The organism is Streptomyces sp. NPDC003720, assembly GCF_042875075.1.
GTDB lineage: Bacteria > Actinomycetota > Actinomycetes > Streptomycetales > Streptomycetaceae > Streptomyces.
In genome coordinates this window covers 498,975-517,651 of sequence record NZ_JBIANZ010000007.1, presented here as the reverse complement: position 1 = coordinate 517,651, position 18,677 = coordinate 498,975, and the positions used below count along the sequence as shown (strand labels likewise).

The following is an 18,677-nucleotide window of genomic DNA, read 5'->3' as shown; positions in this document are numbered from 1 at the left end:
CCTCGTACTGGGTGTACTCGGGCTTTCGGCCGGTGCGGCGAGAGTGCGTGCCGGGCGTCGTGACGCAGACGCGACTTTGCGGACACGGCCTAGCCGTCCAACTCGGTGATGCTCGCGGTCGACGGGCCCCTGCGGTGCTGCGCGGTCCTGGCGGTGAAGTCCGCCCCGCGCAGCACCCGCTGCACGTTCTGCCACGTCAGCAGGGCCAGCTCGGACTCGGCCCAGCCGCGGCGGAGCAGTTCCGCGATCAGCGCCGGGTAGCGGGAGGTGTCGGCCAGGCCTCGGGGGTGGGCGGTGCCGGTGTCGTAGGTGCCGGACAGGCCCACGGCCTCGGGTCCGGCGACGTCGCGTACGTGGCCGAGGTGGTCGGCGACGTCCCGGACGCTCGGGCCGGTCTGCTCGGCGGTCATCGGCACCATGCACAGACCTCCGGCCGCGCCCAGCCCGGCGAGCAGGTCGTCGGGCAGGTTGGCGGGGTGCGGGCGCAGGGCGCGGGCCGCCGAGCGGGTGCACAGCACCGGCGCCCGGGACAGGGCGAGGGTCCGGCGCACGGTGGCGTCGCCGGCGCCGGAGAGATCGGCGAGGACGCCCAGGCGGTTCATCTCGCGGACCACCTCCTCACCGAACCGGCTCAGCCCCGCCGCGCCCGCCCAGGTGGCGCCCGCCAGGGTGAGGACGCGCAGGCCGAGGGTGTGCAGGACGCGCAGGATGCCCAACGAGTCGCCGAGCGCGGGCGCGCCGGCGGGGCCCAGCAGGACGGCGACCCGGCCGCGGCTGCGGGCGTCTATGACCTGTCCCGCGGTGAGTGCCGGGCGCAGGCTCTCCGGGTGGGCGTCGATCACCGAGCGGGCGAACTCCAACTGGTCCAGGGTGGCGCTCACCGCGCGGTCCCCGGCGGGCTCCCCGGGCGGGTGCAGCGACCAGAACAGCGCGCCCACGCCTCCCTCGCGCAGCCGGGGGACGTCGGTGTCGAGGGAGGTGTCGCCGAGTTCCAGTTCGTACCAGGGCAGCCGGCGCAGCGCCCGCGGCAGCCCGCTGTGACCGTCGGCGACGGGGTGGACGGCGAGCAGGGCGCGGGCCTCGGCCAGCTGCTCGGCGCCCGGACCGTCCGGGTCGCAGGGAACGCACGGCGCGTCGGGGAGGGTGTTCCCGTCCGGCAGACTGTCGCTCGCGCCGACCTCGGTCGCGGTGGGCATGTCGTCCTGCACGTCGGTCATCGGCGGGCTCCGTACATCGTCGCGTGCGACGCCGGCCGTGAGCTGCGCGTGAGATGACCGACGTAGGCCCACCGTCCCACGGCGCGCGACGATCTTTCCTGGTGAGTGGGGCGTTCGGGCGTACGAACGCAAGCCCCCTGCCCACCCCGGCCACCCTCGCCCGGCACCCTCCGACCGTTCCCCTTCGAACCGCCGGACGGGCGACACGGCGAGGCGGGCGACACGGCCGGAAGGGCGGAGCCCTGGGGCCAGCGGGACCGTCGGACAGTTGAGCCGCCGGCCGGGCAAGACGGCTCGACGGGCGGGGCCGCCGGCCCGGCGGACCGCCGGCCCGCCGGGCCGAATCGCCGGGCCGGCCTCCCGCTCGTGACCGCCGTCAGGCCTTCGTGCCGTCCAGGGACTCGATCGTGGCGTTGGACGGGGCGCGGGTGGTCTGGAGGTCGCGGGCGACGTCCTCCGCCGCACCCAGGACGCGTACCGCGTTCTGCCAGGTCAGCTTGGCCAGGTCGGCGCGGGACCAGCCGCGGTCGAGCAGTTCGGCGAGCAGGTTCGGGTAGCCGGAGACGTCGTCCAGGCCGTCCGGGGTGAACGCCGTGCCGTCGTAGTCGCCGCCGATGCCGAGGTGGTCGATGCCCGCGACCTCGCGCATGTGGTCGAGGTGGTCGGCGACCGTGGACACCGTGGCGACCGGGCGCGGGTTGCCCTCCTCGAAGGCGCGGTGCACCTTCATGGCCTCGGCGGTGGTGTCGAGGTGGTGGAAGCCGTGGGCGCGCAGGTTCGCGTCGGCCGCGACCGTCCAGTCGACCGCCGCCTGGAGCACGAACTTCGGCACGAACGTCACCATCGCCATGCCGCCGTTGGCGGGCAGCCGCTCCAGGACGTCGTCCGGGATGTTGCGGGGGTGGTCGCAGACGGCTCGGGACGAGGAGTGCGAGAAGATCACCGGCGCGGTGGAGGTGTCCAGCGCGTCCATCATGGTCGTCGCCGCCACGTGGGAGAGGTCGACGAGCATGCCGAGCCGGTTCATCTCGCGCACGACCTCGTGGCCGAACGCCGACAGGCCGCCGGCCTTGGGCTCGTCGGTCGCGGAGTCCGCCCAGTCGTTGTTGTCGTTGTGGGTGAGCGTCATGTAGCGCACGCCGAGCGCGTACAGACCGCGCAGCGTGCCGAGCGAGTTGGCGATGGAGTGGCCGCCCTCGGCGCCCATCAGGGAGGCGATACGGCCGTCCTGCCGCGCCGCCTCCATGTCCGCCGCGGTCAGCGCGGGGGCCAGGTCGGCCGGGTAGCGGTCGATCAGCTGCCGGACGCAGTCGATCTGCTCGAGGGTGGCCGGAACCGCGCCGGGCCGGTCCGAGGGCACGTACACCGACCAGTACTGCGCACCGACGCCGCCCGCGCGCAGCCGGGGGATGTCGGTGTGCAGGTGGCCGTGCTGGGCCGATGCGATGTCCCGGGCGTCCAGGTCGTAGCTGACCTGCTCACGCAGAGCCCATGGCAGATCGTTGTGGCCGTCGACGACCGGAAACTCACGCAGCAGCTCGCGGGCCTCGTCCAGGGAGGGCATGCGCCTCACTTCCCGAAGCCGAAGCCGCTGCCCGCGCCCTCGACCTTGGTGCGCAGGCGCTTGCCCTTCTCGGTGGCCTGGTCGTTGAGGTCCTGCTGGAACTCGCGCATCCGCTGGAGCAGGTCCTCGTCGTGCGCCGCGAGCATGCGGGCCGCGAGGAGGCCGGCGTTGCGGGCGCCGGCGACGGAGACGGTGGCGACCGGGACGCCGGCCGGCATCTGCACGATCGACAGCAGGGAGTCCATGCCGTCGAGGTACTTCAGCGGGACCGGGACGCCGATGACCGGCAGCGGGGTGACGGAGGCCAGCATGCCGGGCAGGTGGGCGGCGCCGCCCGCGCCGGCGATGATCGCCTTCAGACCGCGCTCGGCCGCCTGCTCGCCGTACGTGATCATCTCGCGCGGCATGCGGTGCGCGGAGACGACGTCGACCTCGTAGGCGATCTCGAACTCGTCCAGCGCCTTGGCGGCGGCCTCCATGACGGGCCAGTCGGAGTCCGACCCCATGACGATGCCAACAACGGGGCTCATTCGGTGATGGTGCCTCTCAGGTAGCCGGCAGCGTGACGGGCGCGCTCCAGCACGTCGTCCAGGTCGTCGCCGTAGGTGTTGACGTGTCCGACCTTGCGACCGGGCTTCACGTCCTTGCCGTACATGTGGATCTTGAGCTTGGGGTCGCGGGCCATGCAGTGCAAGTACGCGGAGTACATGTCCGGGTAGTCGCCGCCCAGGACGTTGACCATGACGGTCCAGGGGGCGCGCGGGCGCGGGTCGCCGAGCGGGAGGTCGAGGACCGCGCGGACGTGGTTGGCGAACTGGGAGGTGACCGCGCCGTCCTGGGTCCAGTGGCCGGAGTTGTGCGGGCGCATCGCGAGCTCGTTGACGAGGATGCGGCCGTCGCGGGTCTGGAACAGCTCGACGGCGAGGTGGCCGACGACGCCGAGTTCCTTGGCGATGGTCAGGGCCATCTCCTCGGCCCGCAGCGCGAGGTCCTCTTCGAGGTCGGGGGCGGGCGCGATGACGGTGTCGCAGACGCCGTTCACCTGCTGCGACTCGACCACCGGGTAGGCGACGGCCTGGCCGTGCGGGGAGCGTACGACGTTGGCGGCGAGCTCGCGGACGTAGTCGACCTTCTCCTCGGCGAGGACCGGGACGCCCGCGCGGAACGGGTCGGCCGCCTCCTCGACGGAGTCGACGACCCACACGCCCTTGCCGTCGTAGCCGCCGCGGACGGTCTTGAGGACGACGGGGAAGCCGTCGCCCGCCGCGCCCTCCGCGAGGCCTTCGCGGGCGAAGGCGGCCACGTCCTGCGGATCGCTCACGATGCGGTGCCGCGGGCACGGGATGCCGATCGCGTCGAGCCTCGCCCGCATCACGCCCTTGTCCTGGGCGTGCACGAGCGCGTCGGGTCCCGGGCGCACGGGGATGCCGTCCGCCTCCAGGGCCCTGAGGTGCTCGGTGGGTACATGTTCGTGATCGAAGGTGATCACATCGCACCCGCGCGCGAAGTCACGCAGCGTGTCCAGGTCGCGATAGTCGCCGACGACGACATCGTTCACGACCTGTGCCGCGGAATCCTGAGGGGTGTCACTGAGGAGCTTGAACCTGATGCCCAACGGGATGCCGGCTTCGTGCGTCATACGCGCGAGCTGCCCCCCGCCGACCATGCCGACTACCGGGAACGTCACACCCCTAGGGTATCGGCCACGCCGACCCGCCCGGCCTGCCGCCCTCGCACCCCCTCTTACCCTGGGCTTTCCCGGTTCTTTACGACCCGTTCCCGAGCTGTGGCCTCGTCCGCAGGCGCCGGGGGTGCGGCCTGGATAGCATGGCTTGGCTGACGAAACCTACGGACGGGAGCTGCACAGCCATGGAACTACGTTCCTCGGGGCTGCAACGGCTCGTACGCGAGGTGGCCAAGTTCGGTGCCGTCGGCGGTGCCGGTGTCCTCGTCAACCTGGGTGTGTTCAACCTGGTCCGGCACGTCTCCGACCTGCCGGTGGTGCGCGCCAGCATCATCGCGACCGTCGTCGCGATCGTCTTCAACTACGTCGGGTTCCGCTACTGGACGTACCGGGACCGTGACAAGAGCGGCCGCACCCGGGAGCTCACGCTGTTCCTGCTGTTCAGCGCGATCGGCCTGGTGATCGAGAACGGCGTCCTGTACCTGGCGACCTACGGGTTCGGCTGGGACAGCCCGCTGCAGAGCAACGTCTTCAAGTTCGTGGGCATCGGCGTCGCCACCCTGTTCCGCTTCTGGTCGTACCGCAGCTGGGTCTTCCGTGCCATGCCCGCCCGGGAGGCGGTGGCGGCCCCGGAGCCGATCCTGGCGCGCCAGCCGAAGAAGCCCGCGCCGGCGACCGCGTCCGAGCCCCGGCAGCGCGTTCCGTAGCCAGTCCGGGCGGCGCGTTCCGTAGTGATTCCGGGCAGCGCGTTCCGTAGTGATTCCGGGCAGCGGCCTCGCACAGTGCGTTGCGGCAGGAACGGGTCCGCGGCGGGTCGCCGTGCCGGCCGGGCCGCCGTGTCCGGTCAGCGGACCGTGGGGCCGTTCTCGTCGGGCTTGCGGGCCGGGGGTGTGCGGGACAGGAACAGGCCGAACACCGGCGGCTGGGCCTGGAGCAGTTCCAGGCGGCCTCCGTCGGCCTCCGCGAGGTCGCGGGCGACGGCCAGTCCGATGCCCGTGGAGTTGCGGCCGCTGATGGTGCGCTCGAAGATCCGCGCGCCGAGGTCGGCCGGGACGCCGGGGCCCTCGTCGGTGACCTCCACGACCGCCTGGTTGCCGGTGACGCGGGTGCGCAGGGCCACGGTCCCGCCGCCGTGCATGAGGGAGTTCTCGATCAGTGCGGCCAGCACCTGCGCGACCGCGCCGGGGGTGCCGACGGCGTGCAGGTGCCGCTTGCCGGAGGAGACGACGGCCCGGCCGGCGCTGCGGTAGGCGGGCCGCCACTCGGCGAGCTGCTGCTGGATGACCTCGTCGAGGTCGAAGGTGACGGCGGAGCCGGTGCGGGGGTCGCGGGCGTTGGTCAGCAGCCGCTGCACCACGTCCGTCAGCCGCTCGACCTGGGTCAGCGCGATCGTCGCCTCGTCCTTCACCGTGTCCGGGTCGTCGGTGAGGGTGATCTCCTCCAGCCGCATGGACAGCGCGGTCAGCGGCGTGCGGAGCTGGTGGGAGGCGTCGGCGGCCAGGCGCCGCTCGGCGGTCAGCATGCGGCCGATCCGCTCGGCGGAGGAGTCCAGGACGTCGGCGACCCGGTCCAGTTCGGGGACGCCGTACCGCTTGTGCCTCGGGCGCGGGTCGCCGGAGCCGAGGCGTTCGGCGGTCTCGGCGAGGTCGGTCAGCGGGGAGGCGAGGCGGTTGGCCTGGCGGACGGCGAGCAGCACGGCGGCGACCACGGCGAGCAGCGCGACCAGGCCGATGATCAGCAGGGTCCGGCCCACCTCGCGGGTGACCGCGGAGCGCGGCTCCTGCACGGTGACCGTCTCGCCCTCCTCGCCCCGCTGGGTGGCGTGGATGACATCGCCCTCGGGCTTGCTGCCGATCTCGATCGGCGCCCGGCCGGGGACGTCGATGACCGCGTACTGGTCCTTGCTGACCGGGTTGCGCAGGACCTCGGAGTTGACGTTCTCCTCCGCGAGGATGCGGCTGTCCACGATGCTCGCCAGCCGCACCGCCTCGGACTCGACCCGTTCCTGGGCGCTGCTGGTGATGGTCCGCGTCTCGACGATCACCAGGGAGACCCCGAAGACGGCGATCACGACGAGGACGACGGCGAGGGTGGACTGGATGAGACGTCGGCGCATGTCCTGGTTACCTGAAGCGGTGCCGGGCCCCTGGTGAGGGGCTCAGCTCTTCTCGAAGCGGAAGCCGACTCCGCGCACGGTGGCGATGTAGCGGGGGTTCGCCGCGTCGTCGCCGAGCTTCTTGCGCAGCCAGGAGATGTGCATGTCGAGGGTCTTGGTGGAGGACCACCAGGTGGTGTCCCAGACCTCGCGCATGAGCTGGTCCCGGGTGACCACGCGTCCGGCGTCCCGCACCAGCACCCGCAGCAGGTCGAACTCCTTGGCGGTGAGCTGGAGTTCCTCCTCGCCCATCCAGGCGCGGTGCGACTCGACGTCGATGCGCACCCCGTGCGTGGCCGGCGGCTGCTGGGGCTCGGCGGCGCCGCGCCGCAGCAGGGCCCGTACCCGGGCGAGCAGTTCGGCGAGCCGGAAGGGCTTGGTGACGTAATCGTCGGCGCCCGCGTCGAGGCCGACGACGGTGTCCACCTCGTCGGCGCGCGCGGTCAGGATGAGGATGGGCACGGACTGCCCGTCGGCGCGCAGCCGGCGGGCGACCTCCAGGCCGTCCATGCCGGGCAGGCCCAGGTCGAGCACGACCAGGTCGACACCGCCCTGGACTCCGGCGTCGAGAGCGGTGGGTCCGTCCTCGCGCACCTCGACCTCGTAACCTTCCCGGCGCAGTGCGCGGGCCAGCGGCTCCGAGATGGACGCGTCGTCCTCGGCGAGCAGTACACGGGTCATGAGGTGATGGTAGACCGCCCGCGCTCGGTGCCGGGGTGTGATCGCTTCCCGGGATTCTTACCTTCCCGGGCCGGTGGTACGAACCATTGCCTGAGGGATGCGATCGTAGGGAAGACCTTCGAATCAGCCCCCGCGGTTCCTGCGACACCTGTGATCCGTGTCTCAAGTCCTTCCATATCCGGCAGTGTCCTGACGTAGAGTGACGTGAACGCCTGTAGCACACCGGGGACCTTTGGCGGGCACTTTTCGCTGAAGGTCTCTTTTGTGTGCGGGCTGACGAAGATCAGCCCCGAAAGGAATGACCTCTGGCCGGGCTCCGGACGCAGTGACGCGTGCGGGGCGTGGATCCCGGTGGTCGCCGTCCGCCGCTCCGCGATCCGGAGCGGGCTCCCCCTGGGCGTGGGGGTGGACGCCCGACCCTGCCGGTGCCGGCCACCCCCCACCGGGCGCGCAACGCTCCATCGCGCGTCCCGACCAGCAAGGAACGACCATGGCGTCCAGCCTGACGAAGGACTCGGTCCGCCCGGGCACCCCCGGGTCCGAGAAGACCTTCTTCGGCCACCCCCGCGGACTGGCCACTCTCTTCATGACCGAGATGTGGGAGCGATTCTCCTACTACGGCATGAAGGCCCTGCTCACCGTCTACCTGCTCTCCGGCGGCCCTGATGCCGGCAAGGGCAGCATGGGCGGCGGCCTGGCCATGGACGTGGCCACCACCACGGTGATCGTGTCCGTCTACTCGGCGATGGTGTACCTGCTCGCCATGCCCGGCGGCTGGCTCGGCGACCGCGTCTGGGGCCCGCGCAAGACGGTGGCCATCGCCGCTGTGACGATCATGTCGGGCCACATCGTGCTGGCCCTGCCCGGCGGTCAGGCGCCGTTCTTCGCCGGTCTGGCGCTGGTCGCGGCCGGTTCTGGTCTGCTCAAGGCCAACATCTCCACGATGGTGGGGCACCTGTACGACGGCCCGGACGACCCGCGCCGTGACGGTGGCTTCACGATCTTCTACATGGGCATCAACGCGGGCGCCTTCTTCGCCCCGCTGGCCATCGGCACCGTCGGCCAGGAGGTCAACTGGCACGTCGGCTTCGGCATGGCCGCGGTCGGCATGGCGATCGGTCTGGCCGCGTTCCTGCTCGGCACCCGCCACCTGAACCCGCAGAGCAGCGTCGTCCCGAAGCCGCTGAGCACCGAGGAGCGGACCTCCTGGCTGCGCAAGGGCCTGACCTGGGTCATCATCGCGGCCGTGTTCTACGGCGTCGTGGGCGTCACCGGCCACTTCACCCTGAACTGGGCGATGATCCCGCTGACCGTCATCGGTCTGATCATCCCGGCCGGTGTGCTGATGCGCATCAAGCGGGACAAGGAGCTGTCCTCCACCGAGCAGTCGAAGATGACCGGCTACATCTGGTTCTTCGTCGCGGCCGCCGTGTTCTGGATGATCTACGACCAGGGCGCGTCCACCGTCCAGGCGTTCGGTGAGGGCAAGGCCTCCGGCTCGCTGCTCGGCTTCGACTTCCCGTCGTCCTGGTACCAGTCGCTGAACCCGCTGTTCATCATGGCGCTGGCCCCGGTCTTCGCCTGGGTCTGGATGTGGCTGAACCGCCAGGGCAAGGAGCCCAGCACCATCGTTAAGTTCTCGATGGGCCTGGTCCTGATCGGCGTGTCGTTCTTCTTCTTCCTGATCCCGCTCGGCATGGCCGCCAACGGCACCGCGGTCTCCCCGATGTGGCTGGTCGGCATCTACTTCATCCAGACCGTCGGCGAGCTGTGCCTGTCGCCGGTGGGCCTGTCGGTGACGACGAAGATGGCCCCGGCCAAGTACGCCAGCCAGATGATGGGCGTGTGGTTCCTCGCGGTCACCGCGGGCGACTCCATCACCAGCCTGCTGTCCAACCCGGCCATCGCCGGGGTCGACCTCGGCGGCACGGGCGCGGTGTTCGGGGAGGCGGCCCTCGCGGCGCTCGCCGGATTCGCGGTGTGGATGTACCGCCGGAAGGTGAAGACGCTGATGGGCGACGTGCGCTGACGCACCCCCGTACGCAAGGCCGGAGGGCCGCCGCACGTCTCGTGCGGCGGCCCTCCGTCGTCGTCCGGGTCCCCGGTTCAGGGGGTCAGGACTTCGTCTCGACCGACCAGGACCGGGTGAAGCTGCTGAAACCGCACATCACCGTGGACTTCTGACCCGGCTTCACCCAGGGTCCCCACAGGTACCACGGGATCTCGTGCGGGGTGCCGCGGCCGCGGATCACGTCGCACACCAGCTTCACCCGGTGCCGGCTCACCGTCTTGCCCGACGCGGACTTCTTGCACGAGGACGTGGCCTTGGGCCGGCCCAGGTCGAGGTGCACCACGGCCGTGCACTTGTACTTGGCGCCGGCCGCCTCCGCGGTGCCCGCGGTGGCCAGGCCGGTCCCCGTCGCCATGAGAACGGTGGCGAGCACGCCGCCCGCCACCTTCTTCCCCCAGATCATTTGCTCCTCTTTCCTCCGCCGGGCATCGCAGGCGATGGTCAATCGCTCAACTGCGCATTCACCCGGCGGGCAGCGTTCCCGTTCGCTTTGCTTGCACGAACGACGGGGACGCTATGCCGTATTTGATCTTGGTAGCAAATCGCGAGGACGGTTCTGAGCAAGATCTGAGGTGCGGGGGGGGGCGGAGTTCCGCGGGGGACGGGGGGCTTGGGTGCGGGTCAGGGGTGTGAGGGGGCGGGGGCTGGGGCGCGTGTCGCGGGGGCAGGGGCTGGGGCGCGCGTCGCGGGGGCGGGGGCGTGGGGGTGCGCCGCCGGGAGCGGGGCGGGGGCTGGGGCGCGCGTCGCGGGGGGCGGCGAGAGGGGGTGCGCCGCCGGGAGCGGGGCGGCGGGCTTGAGCAGGGAGCGCTGGGAGGCGGGTCGGGCGCCTTAGGGGGCTCGACGCGTGCGCGGGCGCGTTGGCGGGCGCACTCTGCGCATGACAGGCGCGCCCTCCGCGCATGGCATACAGCCCAGCGGGTGGCAGGCTCGCCCAGCGGGTGCAGGCACGCTCTGCGCGGGGCAGGAAGCCGAGCGGGGTGCAGGCACGCTCTGCGCGTGGCGCGCAGCCCGGCGGCAAGGGCTCGGCGCGCTGGCGGGCGCACTCTGCGCATGACAGGCGCGCACCCTGCACGGGCAGGCAGCCCAGCGGGTGCAGGCACGCTCTGCGCGTGGCAGGCAGCCCAGCGGCAGGGGCAGGCTCACCCAGCGGGTGCAGGCGCGCCCAGCGGGTGGCAGGCGCGCCCTGCGTGTGGTCGGCGCGCCGGTGAGGGGGGCCGGCGCATCGGCGGGTGGCTCCGGGTTACGCCGGGGCGCCCAGCTCCGCCCAGACCGTCTTGCCGTCGCGGCCGGGGACGCGCAGGACGCCCCAGTCCAGGCAGAGCCGCTGCACGATGAACATGCCGTGGCCGCCGGGGCGACCGGCGCGGTGCGGGGTACGGGGTGCCGGCTGGCCGGCGCCCCGGTCGGAGACCTCCAGCCGTATCACCTTGTTGTCGCAGGCGAGCAGCAGCTCGTCCGGGCCCTCGGCGTGCAGGCAGGCGTTGGTGACCAGCTCGGACACCACGAGCAGCACGTCCTCGGCGGCGGCACGCTGATCGGCGCCGGCGGCGGGCAGCCAGCCCCACGCGTACAGCGCCTGGCGGGTGAAGTCACGGGCGAGCGGGACGACACCGCTCTCGCCGTCCAGGCGCAGCGTGCGTACCTGCCGCCCACGCCCCGGAGGCGAGCCCTCGGACGGCACGGACGGCGCGGACGGCGCGGCTGCCCCCGTGGACGCGCCCGGCTCCGGCGCACCCCCTTCGGACGCCCCGGAAGCGCCGCTCGGCTCCGGGCCGCGGTCGCCCGGCGAGTAAGGCCGGGTGGTGCTCATCAGCGCTTCACCTCACCGATCCACCAGTTCACAGTTCAACATTCCGGCACCGATCGGTGCCGGGCGGTCCGTACACAGTCCGCCCACGACTCCTCCGTCCGCCCTTCGCACGTACGTCGCGCCCAGGCCGTTCATCGGCTCCCTGACGGCTCCGGCGTACTCGCGGGCGACGGCTTTCAGGATGACTCCTGCCCGACGGATCCGGCGGAACACCCCCTGTTTGGACATGACCGGTGCCATGTACAAACACCGGTCGTCCGGGGGCGACGGCAGCACGGGCTCAGTCGGAGTCGCCGGCCAGTGCGGCTTCCACGGAGTCGTGGACGGTGAAGACCGCCTCGGCCCCGGTGATCTCGAATACGCGTGCCACCACGGGCAGCATGCCCGCGAGGTGCACTCCGCCTCCGGCGGCCTCCGCCTTCAGTCGCGCCCCGAGCAGGACGTTCAGTCCCGTGGAGTCGCAGAACTCAAGCCGTGAGCAGTCCACGACGAGCCGTGAGAACCCCTTCTCCAGAAGGTCCTCGAGGGGCTCGCGCAGAAGATCGGCGGTGTGGTGGTCCAGTTCACCCGCAGGTGTCACTACGGCGCTGGGACCCTCTTCCCGCACCTCCACCAGAAGCCGGCCCGACTGTGCGCTGCCGACCGTCCCGTGGTCCATGCCGTCTCTCTCCCGAGGTCGTGGCTGCTGATGCCCTCGAACATTACGCCTTTCAATCGCACTCCGACACCCGAACAACCTCCCACAATCGGACATATCACCACAGAACGCACTTGCGACCTGCTCGGGGAAGCGGGTAGGGCTAGTAAGGACACACAGCCCTACAGCCGGCTTCGGAGGCGCCGCACACCGTAAGTGCACGTTTTTTTGGCTTCGGCAGCCATATGCCGAGAACGATGGAGGACACCCATGTCACCCCGGCTCGACGAATCGCATACCCCACTCGCGACGTCGACACCCACACCGGAACTGGATCATCCCATCAATCCCCTCGAGGCGATCGAGGGACTCCCGGAGATCCCGCCCTTCGACGAGGTCGGCGCGGTCGACGCCCGGGCGCTGTCCCGGACGCTCTTCGAGCGCCTCGAGTCGCTCGAGGAGGGAACGCCCGACTACTCGTACGTGCGCAACACGCTCGTCGAGCTGAACCTCGCGCTGGTCAAGTTCGCCGCCTCCCGCTTCCGCTCCCGCAGCGAGCCGATGGAGGACATCATCCAGGTCGGCACCATCGGCCTGATCAAGGCGATCGACCGCTTCGAGCTCTCCCGCGGTGTGGAGTTCCCCACGTTCGCGATGCCGACCATCATCGGCGAGATCAAGCGCTTCTTCCGTGACACCTCGTGGTCCGTGCGCGTGCCGCGCCGGCTTCAGGAGCTGCGGCTGGACCTGGCCAAGGCCGGGGACGAGCTCGCGCAGAAGCTGGACCGCGCCCCCACCGTGGCGGAACTCGCCGAGCGGCTCGGCATCTCCAACGACGAGGTCGTCGAGGGCATGGCCGCCTCCAACGCCTACACCGCCTCCTCCCTGGACGCCCAGCCCGAGGAGGACGACTCCGAGGGTGCGCTCGCGGACCGCATCGGGTACGAGGACCACGGGCTGGAAGGCATCGAGTACATCGAGTCGCTCAAGCCGCTGATCGCCGAACTCCCCTCCAGGGACCGGAAGATCCTCTCGCTGCGCTTCGTCGCGGGCATGACCCAGTCGGAGATCGGCGAGGAGCTGGGCATCTCCCAGATGCACGTCTCCCGGCTGCTGTCGCGGACGCTGGTGCGGCTGCGCAAGGGGCTGACCGTCGAGGAGTGATCCCTGTGGTGCCGCGTGCCAGGCGGCCCGGTCCACGGCGATCGGGCCGCTTCGCCGTATCCGAGACGGACCACGCCGGTTGCCGGGTACCCGGCGCCCCAGCCCTCATGCCCGCCCGCTCACGGGCCGGTTCCCCGCCCGGGTGCGTGCGCCGGTGCGCCCTCGCCCTGCGCGAACCGTTACCGGGGTTACCCGGGGAAACGTCTTTCCCGAAGCCCGTCGCTCCACCACCATGAGCCCCCAAACCGTCCGGTACGCCGGACAGTTCGAGCGGACGGAGGGCATGCGATGGCTCAGGGCGGCGACGGGGCCGCGGCGGACACGGGACTCGCCGAAGCTCCGGACGCGCGGCTGACGGCACTGCTGCGCACCTCGTCCCCGACGGCCTTCCCGGCCCTCCAGGAACTGCGCCGCCGACACCACCCGGCGGTCCTCGCCTACGCCCGGCTGTGCACCGCGAGCGAGTCGGCGGCCCGCAGGCTGGCGGCCGAGACGTTCACCGCGGCGGTCCGCGAGACGGCCCGCGGCCGGGAGCCGAACGTGCCCCTGCGCCACCAGCTCCTGCTGCTCACCGCCCGGCTGGCGGCCGCCTGGGCGGCCGACGAACGCGCCGCGGGCGTCGACGCCGGTCTGCTGCTGGTGCTGAACGCGAGCGGCCGGCCCGACGGGCCCGCACCGGCGCTCCTCCCGGCGTTCCAGACGCTCCCCTCCCGCGCCCAGGGCCTGATCTGGTACGCCGTCCTCGAAGCGGAGCCCGTGGAGCGCACCGCGGCCTGTCTGGGCCTGAGCCACGTGGACGTGAGCCATGACACCCCGCAGGCGTTGCAGGCGCTGGCCCAGGCCTGTCTGCGGCACCGCCTGGCCGGCTCGGACGACCCGCGCTGCCCGGACTTCCGCCGTCTGATCGAGGAGGCGGTACGGCCCGCGGGTCCCCGCCGCAGCGCCGACCTGGACGCCCACCGGGCCCACTGCCCGCACTGCACGGCCGCGGTCGAGGAGCTGACCGCGCTGCGGGACACCCCGCGGCAGACCCTGGCGGAGGGCCTGCTGCCCTGGCACGGGACGTCGTACCTCCGTCCTTCCGATCCGGATCCCGCGCCCGGTCCGCGTGCCACGCGCCGGAACCGGCCGCCCGGCCGCCGCTATCTGCCGGCGGCCGCGGCGCTCGCCGTGGCCCTGGCGCCCCTGCTGGTCCTGCTGCTCTCCCCGTCCGAGGCCGCCGACCGGCAGGCGACGGCGGCGACACCCGCTTCCCCGCCGGTGACGGTGACGGCCACGGTCTCGCTGTCCCCGTCGCCGGCGCCGACGCCCTCGCGCACCGGCCGGTCGCCGTCGCCCTCGCCGAGCAGGACCTCGCACGCCCCGGCCACCTCCCCGCCGCCCCGTCGCAGCACCCCGCCGCCGTCCCCGGCGTTCGCACCGCCGGGCAGCGCCTTCGCCCAGGTGGTGAACCTGGCCACGGGCCGCTGCCTGGACATCCGGGACGGCGAGCTGTGGAAGGGCAACGACGTCGTCATGGCGCCCTGCGACTCCTCCGCCACCCAGCGCTGGCGGGTCGACGCGGGTCCGGGCGTGCTGCGCTCGGCCGCCGACTCCGGCTTCTGCCTGGACAGCCGCGGCTCGACCGACCGGGGCGTGGGCATCTGGGAGTGCGACTCGGTCTACGGCCGCAACGGCCGGAACCTCCGCTTCGGCGTCGGCGCCGACGGCACGATCCGGCCGGAGATCGACAGCGGCACCGCGGTGACTCCGGACGACGGCGACGGCGTCGTGCTGCGGCCGCTGGCCGGGGCGTCGGCGCAGCGGTGGCGGGCCGGGGCCGTCTGACCGGCCGGCGGGTACGCCCGGCTCAGACCTCGCGCACGCCGCGCCGCCAGACACCGGCGGTCAGCGGCACGCCCGGCCGGTAGGCCAGGTGCACATGGCTCGGGGCGTCGAGCAGCAGCAGGTCGGCGCGGGCCCCCGGGGTGAGGCGGCCGATGTCCGTGCGGCGCAGGGCCGCCGCGCCGCCCGCCGTGGCCGACCAGACCGCCTCGTCCGGGGTCATCCCCATGTCCCGCACCGCGAGCGCCACGCAGAAGGGGACCGAGGAGGTGAACGACGAGCCCGGGTTGCAGTCCGTCGACAGGGCCACGGTGGCGCCCGCGTCCAGCAGCCGGCGGGCGTCGGGCCACGCGGCGCGGGTGGAGAACTCGGCGCCGGGCAGCAGGGTCGCGACCGTGTCGCTGTGGGCGAGGGCGTCGACGTCCGCGTCGGTGAGGTGGGTGCAGTGGTCGGCGCTGGCCGCGTCCAGTTCGACGGCGAGCTGGACGCCGGGGCCGTAGGAGAGCTGGTTGGCGTGGATGCGGGGGTGCAGGCCCTTCGCCCTGCCCGCGGTGAGGATGGCGCGGGCCTGGTCGCCGTCGAAGGCGCCCTTCTCGCAGAAGACGTCGATCCAGCGCGCGTGCGGCGCGCAGGCGTCCAGCATCTCGCCGGTGACCAGGGCGACGTAGGCCGCCGGGTCGTCGGCGCTCTCGGGGGCGACGATGTGGGCGCCGAGGAACGTCACCTCGTCGGTGTGCCGGGCCGCGATGCGCAGGGCGCGGGCCTCGTCGTCGACGGTGAGGCCGTAGCCCGACTTCGTCTCGAAGGTGGTGGTGCCCTGGCGGAGGGCTTCGGTCAGGTAGCGGGTGAGGTTCGCCTCCAGCTCCGCGTCGGTGGCGGCGCGGGTGGCCGCGACCGTGGTGCGGATGCCGCCCGCGCTGTAGGAGCGGCCGGACATCCGGGCGTTGAACTCCTGGGTGCGGTCACCGGCGAAGACCAGGTGGGAGTGGGAGTCCACGAAGCCCGGCAGCACCGCCCGGCCGCCCGCGTCGACCCGGTTGTCAGTGGCGGGTGCTTTCCTTGATTCACCGGTCCACGCGACGCGGTCGCCGTCGATGACGACGGCCGCGTCCTGGATCAGGCCGAGGGGGGAGTTGTCACCGAGGGAGGGGTCGTTGGTGACCAGCGTGGCGATGTTGGTGATGACGGTGCTGCTGCTCATGGTGTCCTCGTGGGTGGCCGGTCGGGGGTCGGCGGAACGCGGCGGCGCGGGCGTCAGCCGCGCAGGGCTTCGATGGCGTCCGCGAGCGCTTTCGGCACGTCGGGGACGAGCGCGTGGACCCCGTCCCGTACGACGTGACGACCGCCCACGATCGTGTGCCGCACGTCCGCCGCGGTCGCCGCGAATACGGCCGTCTCGGCGCCCAGCCGGGGCAGCGGCCCTGCCGTCCTGACCGAGTCGAGCGCGATCGTCGTCAGGTCGGCGAGCGCGCCCGCCTCGATGGCGCCGGCGTCCTGCCAGCCGAGGGCCGCGTGGCCGTCGGCGGTGGCGGCCCGCAGCAGTGCTGCGGCCGTCCAGTGGCCGCGGGTGCGGGTGCGCAGCCGCTCGTTCAGCTCCATGGCGCGCGCCTCTTCGAACAGGTCGATGACCGCGTGGCTGTCGGAGCCCAGGGAGAGCGGGGAGCCCGCCCGCTGCAGGGCGACGGCGGGGCCGATGCCGTCCGCCAGGTCGCGTTCGGTGGTGGGGCACATGCAGGTGCCGGTGGCCGAGCCGCCGAGCAGCGCGATGTCCTCGTCGGTGAGGTGGGTGCTGTGCACACCCGTGGTGCGCGGTCCGAGGACGCCGTGGTCGGCGAGCAGCCGGGTGGGGGTGCGGCCGTGCGCGGTCAGGCAGGCCTCGTTCTCGGCGGTCTGCTCGGACAGGTGCACGTGCAGCGGGGCCCGCCGCTCCTCGGCCCACTGCGCCACGGTCGCCATCTGGCCCGCGGGCACGGCCCGTACGGAGTGGATCGCCGCCCCGATCCGCGCGTGGTCCCGTTCCTTGAGAACTGAACAGCGTTCGGCCCAGGCCTCCGCGGTGCCGTCGGAGAAGCGCAGCTGGTGGGTGTTGGGCGGCTCGCCGCTGTGCTCGTTCCGGATACCGGAGGACAGGTAGGCGGTGTCCAGCAGGGTGATGCGGATGCCGGCTTCGGCGGAGGCCGCGATCAGCGCCTCGCCCATGGCGTTGGGCTCGGCGTAGGGGACGCCGCCGGGCGCGTGGTGCACGTAGTGGAACTCGCCCACGCAGGTGACGCCGGCCAGGGCCATCTCGGCGTACACCGCGCGGGCCAGGGCGTGGTAGGTCTCCGGGGTCAGCCGGTCGGCGACGGAGTACATCACCTCGCGCCAGGTCCAGAAGGTGCCGGTACCGACCTGGACGGTGCCGCGCAGCGCCCGGTGGAAGGCGTGCGAGTGGGCGTTCGCCAGGCCGGGCAGGGTCAGGCCGCGCAGCACCTCGGCGCCGGGCGGCGGCGTGGGCACGCCGGTGCGGACGGCGGTGACACGCCCGTCCGCGGCCGTCACCACCACTCCGGGTTCGACGTGGTCGCCGAGCCAGGCGTGCTCCAGCCAGTAGGTCGCGTCGGTCACGTGCAGGCCAGCCCTTCCAGTACGTCGGCGAGCGCGCGCACCCCGGCCAGGCAGTCGTCCTCGGCCGCGTGTTCGGCCGGGGAGTGCGAGACGCCGGTGGGGTTGCGCACGAACAGCATGGCGGTCGGGATGCGCCCGGAGAGGATTCCGGCGTCGTGTCCGGCGCCGGTTCCCAGCACGGGCACCGTGAGGCCGGTGTCCTTCCCGAGGAGGCGGCCGAGTTCGTCGCGCAGCGCGTGGTCGAACTCGACCACGGGGGTGAAGGACTCCCGGACGACGTCCAGGTCGATGCCGTGGGCGTCGGCGTACTCCCGCGCGGCCTTCTCGACGCCGCCGACGACGGTGTCCAGGGTCGCCTGGTCGGCGGCGCGGGAGTCGAGCCAGCCGCGCACCAGGGAGGGAATGGCGTTGACGCCGTTCGGCTCGACGGAGATCTTGCCGAAGGTGGCGACGGCGCCGGCGAGTTCGGCCTCGCGGCGGGCGGCGAGCACCGTCTCGGCGTACGACAGCATCGGGTCGCGCCGGTCCACCAGGCGGGTGGTGCCCGCGTGGTTGGCCTCGCCGCGGAAGTCGAAGCGCCAGCGGCCGTGCGGCCAGATGGCGCTGGCGATGCCGACCCGGTCGCCGGACAGGTCCAGCGCGCGGCCCTGTTCGACGTGGAGTTCCACGAAGGCGCCGATCCGGGCCAGCCGTTCCGGGTCGGCCCCGATGGCCCCGGGGTCGTAGCCGGCCGCCTCCATGGCCCTCGGGAGGGTGACACCGTCCGCGTCGGTGAGGCGGTGGGCCTGCTCGACGGTCAGCTGCCCGGCGGTGAGCCGGGAGCCGACGCAGGCGAGACCGAACCGGGCGCCCTCCTCGTCGCCGAAGTTGACGATGGCGAGGGGCTTGGTGAAACGCGCTCCCCTGGCCCGCAGTTCGTCGAGGGCCGCGAAGGAGGACACGACGCCGAGGGGGCCGTCGAAGGCGCCCCCGTCCGGCACCGAGTCCAGGTGCGACCCGGTGACGACGGCGTCCCCGGCGGCCGGGTCGCCCAGCCAGGCCCACTGGTTCCCGTTCCGGTCCACCTCGTGGGCCAGCCCGCGGGCCACGGCCTGCTCCTCGAACCAGGCCCGGCACTCCCCGTCGGCCCCGCTCCAGGCATACCGCCGGTACCCCCCGGAGTCGGGGTGCCGGCCGATGGGCAGCAGCTCCGCCCACATCTCCTGGAAGGAGGGTGGCCGGGGAGCGGCGGGTGCGGCCGCGGCCGCACCCGGCGACGGCGCC

16 protein-coding genes are annotated in these 18,677 nt (G+C 72.7%); 4 read left to right on the top strand and 12 right to left on the bottom strand.

Going from position 1 to position 18,677, the window contains the following annotated elements; all coding sequences use genetic code 11:
• Positions 1-89: 89 nt before the first annotated feature.
• The 4 genes from ACFYU0_RS22205 to ACFYU0_RS22190 form a co-directional block, all read right to left on the bottom strand.
• Complete coding sequence (locus tag ACFYU0_RS22205) at positions 90-1,217, bottom strand: dipeptidase (RefSeq protein ID WP_389303613.1); 1,128 nt, start codon at positions 1,215-1,217, stop codon at positions 90-92.
• Positions 1,218-1,593: 376 nt separating this feature from the next.
• Positions 1,594-2,781 (bottom strand): dipeptidase, encoded by a 1,188-nt coding sequence (locus ACFYU0_RS22200; protein WP_389303611.1) that lies wholly within the window; start codon positions 2,779-2,781, stop codon positions 1,594-1,596.
• Between the two features lie 5 nt (positions 2,782-2,786).
• On the bottom strand, positions 2,787-3,311 hold the full coding sequence (gene purE, locus ACFYU0_RS22195) for a 5-(carboxyamino)imidazole ribonucleotide mutase (RefSeq protein ID WP_351664689.1): 525 nt from the start codon (positions 3,309-3,311) through the stop codon (positions 2,787-2,789).
• Positions 3,308-4,468 (bottom strand): 5-(carboxyamino)imidazole ribonucleotide synthase, encoded by a 1,161-nt coding sequence (locus ACFYU0_RS22190; protein ID WP_389303609.1) that lies wholly within the window; start codon positions 4,466-4,468, stop codon positions 3,308-3,310. The genes purE and ACFYU0_RS22190 overlap by 4 nt, the downstream gene beginning before the upstream one ends.
• A 182-nt stretch (positions 4,469-4,650) precedes the next feature.
• On the opposite strand from ACFYU0_RS22190, the gene ACFYU0_RS22185 reads away from it, so the two are divergent.
• Positions 4,651-5,172 (top strand): GtrA family protein, encoded by a 522-nt coding sequence (locus ACFYU0_RS22185; protein ID WP_389303607.1) that lies wholly within the window; start codon positions 4,651-4,653, stop codon positions 5,170-5,172.
• A gap of 137 nt (positions 5,173-5,309) precedes the next feature.
• Here ACFYU0_RS22185 and ACFYU0_RS22180 read toward each other — a convergent pair whose 3' ends face one another.
• Together ACFYU0_RS22180 and ACFYU0_RS22175 are read right to left on the bottom strand one after the other, a co-directional pair.
• A complete protein-coding gene (locus ACFYU0_RS22180; protein ID WP_351664695.1) occupies positions 5,310-6,581 on the bottom strand; it encodes an ATP-binding protein in 1,272 nt (423 codons plus the stop codon).
• A gap of 42 nt (positions 6,582-6,623) precedes the next feature.
• Positions 6,624-7,301, bottom strand: coding sequence for a response regulator transcription factor (locus ACFYU0_RS22175; RefSeq protein ID WP_351664697.1), 678 nt, complete (start codon positions 7,299-7,301; stop codon positions 6,624-6,626).
• A 490-nt stretch (positions 7,302-7,791) separates the two neighbouring features.
• Between ACFYU0_RS22175 and ACFYU0_RS22170 the strand changes: the two genes are divergently transcribed.
• Positions 7,792-9,330 (top strand): peptide MFS transporter, encoded by a 1,539-nt coding sequence (locus ACFYU0_RS22170; RefSeq protein ID WP_389303602.1) that lies wholly within the window; start codon positions 7,792-7,794, stop codon positions 9,328-9,330.
• A gap of 85 nt (positions 9,331-9,415) precedes the next feature.
• Here ACFYU0_RS22170 and ACFYU0_RS22165 read toward each other — a convergent pair whose 3' ends face one another.
• The 3 genes from ACFYU0_RS22165 to ACFYU0_RS22155 all read right to left on the bottom strand — a co-directional run bounded on the left by ACFYU0_RS22165 (position 9,416) and on the right by ACFYU0_RS22155 (position 11,840).
• Positions 9,416-9,775 carry a hypothetical protein gene (locus ACFYU0_RS22165; RefSeq protein WP_389303601.1) on the bottom strand — a complete coding sequence of 120 codons (360 nt, stop codon included), beginning with the start codon at positions 9,773-9,775 and terminating at the stop codon, positions 9,416-9,418.
• Between the two features lie 837 nt (positions 9,776-10,612).
• Entirely contained in the window at positions 10,613-11,182 is a 570-nt protein-coding gene (locus ACFYU0_RS22160) for an ATP-binding protein (RefSeq protein WP_389303598.1), read from the bottom strand.
• Positions 11,183-11,462: 280 nt separating this feature from the next.
• Positions 11,463-11,840, bottom strand: coding sequence for an STAS domain-containing protein (locus tag ACFYU0_RS22155; protein WP_351664704.1), 378 nt, complete (start codon positions 11,838-11,840; stop codon positions 11,463-11,465).
• A 249-nt stretch (positions 11,841-12,089) separates the two neighbouring features.
• On the opposite strand from ACFYU0_RS22155, the gene ACFYU0_RS22150 reads away from it, so the two are divergent.
• Positions 12,090-12,983, top strand: a complete 894-nt coding sequence (locus ACFYU0_RS22150; RefSeq protein ID WP_351664705.1) for an RNA polymerase sigma factor SigF — start codon at positions 12,090-12,092, stop codon at positions 12,981-12,983.
• 288 nt (positions 12,984-13,271) lie between these two features.
• Positions 13,272-14,810 (top strand): RICIN domain-containing protein, encoded by a 1,539-nt coding sequence (locus ACFYU0_RS22145; protein ID WP_351664706.1) that lies wholly within the window; start codon positions 13,272-13,274, stop codon positions 14,808-14,810.
• 22 nt (positions 14,811-14,832) lie between these two features.
• Here ACFYU0_RS22145 and hutI read toward each other — a convergent pair whose 3' ends face one another.
• Genes hutI through ACFYU0_RS22130 form a run of 3 tightly spaced genes read right to left on the bottom strand, consistent with a single transcriptional unit; the run spans position 14,833 to position 18,613 of the window.
• The gene (hutI, locus tag ACFYU0_RS22140; RefSeq protein ID WP_351664708.1) at positions 14,833-16,008 is read right to left on the bottom strand and encodes an imidazolonepropionase; all 1,176 of its coding nucleotides are present in this window, start codon (positions 16,006-16,008) and stop codon (positions 14,833-14,835) included.
• Positions 16,009-16,061: 53 nt separating this feature from the next.
• Complete coding sequence (locus tag ACFYU0_RS22135; RefSeq protein WP_389303594.1) at positions 16,062-17,414, bottom strand: formimidoylglutamate deiminase; 1,353 nt, start codon at positions 17,412-17,414, stop codon at positions 16,062-16,064.
• A complete protein-coding gene (locus ACFYU0_RS22130; protein ID WP_389303641.1) occupies positions 17,411-18,613 on the bottom strand; it encodes an allantoate amidohydrolase in 1,203 nt (400 codons plus the stop codon). Before ACFYU0_RS22130 ends, ACFYU0_RS22135 begins: the two co-directional genes overlap by 4 nt.
• Positions 18,614-18,677 lie beyond the last annotated feature (64 nt).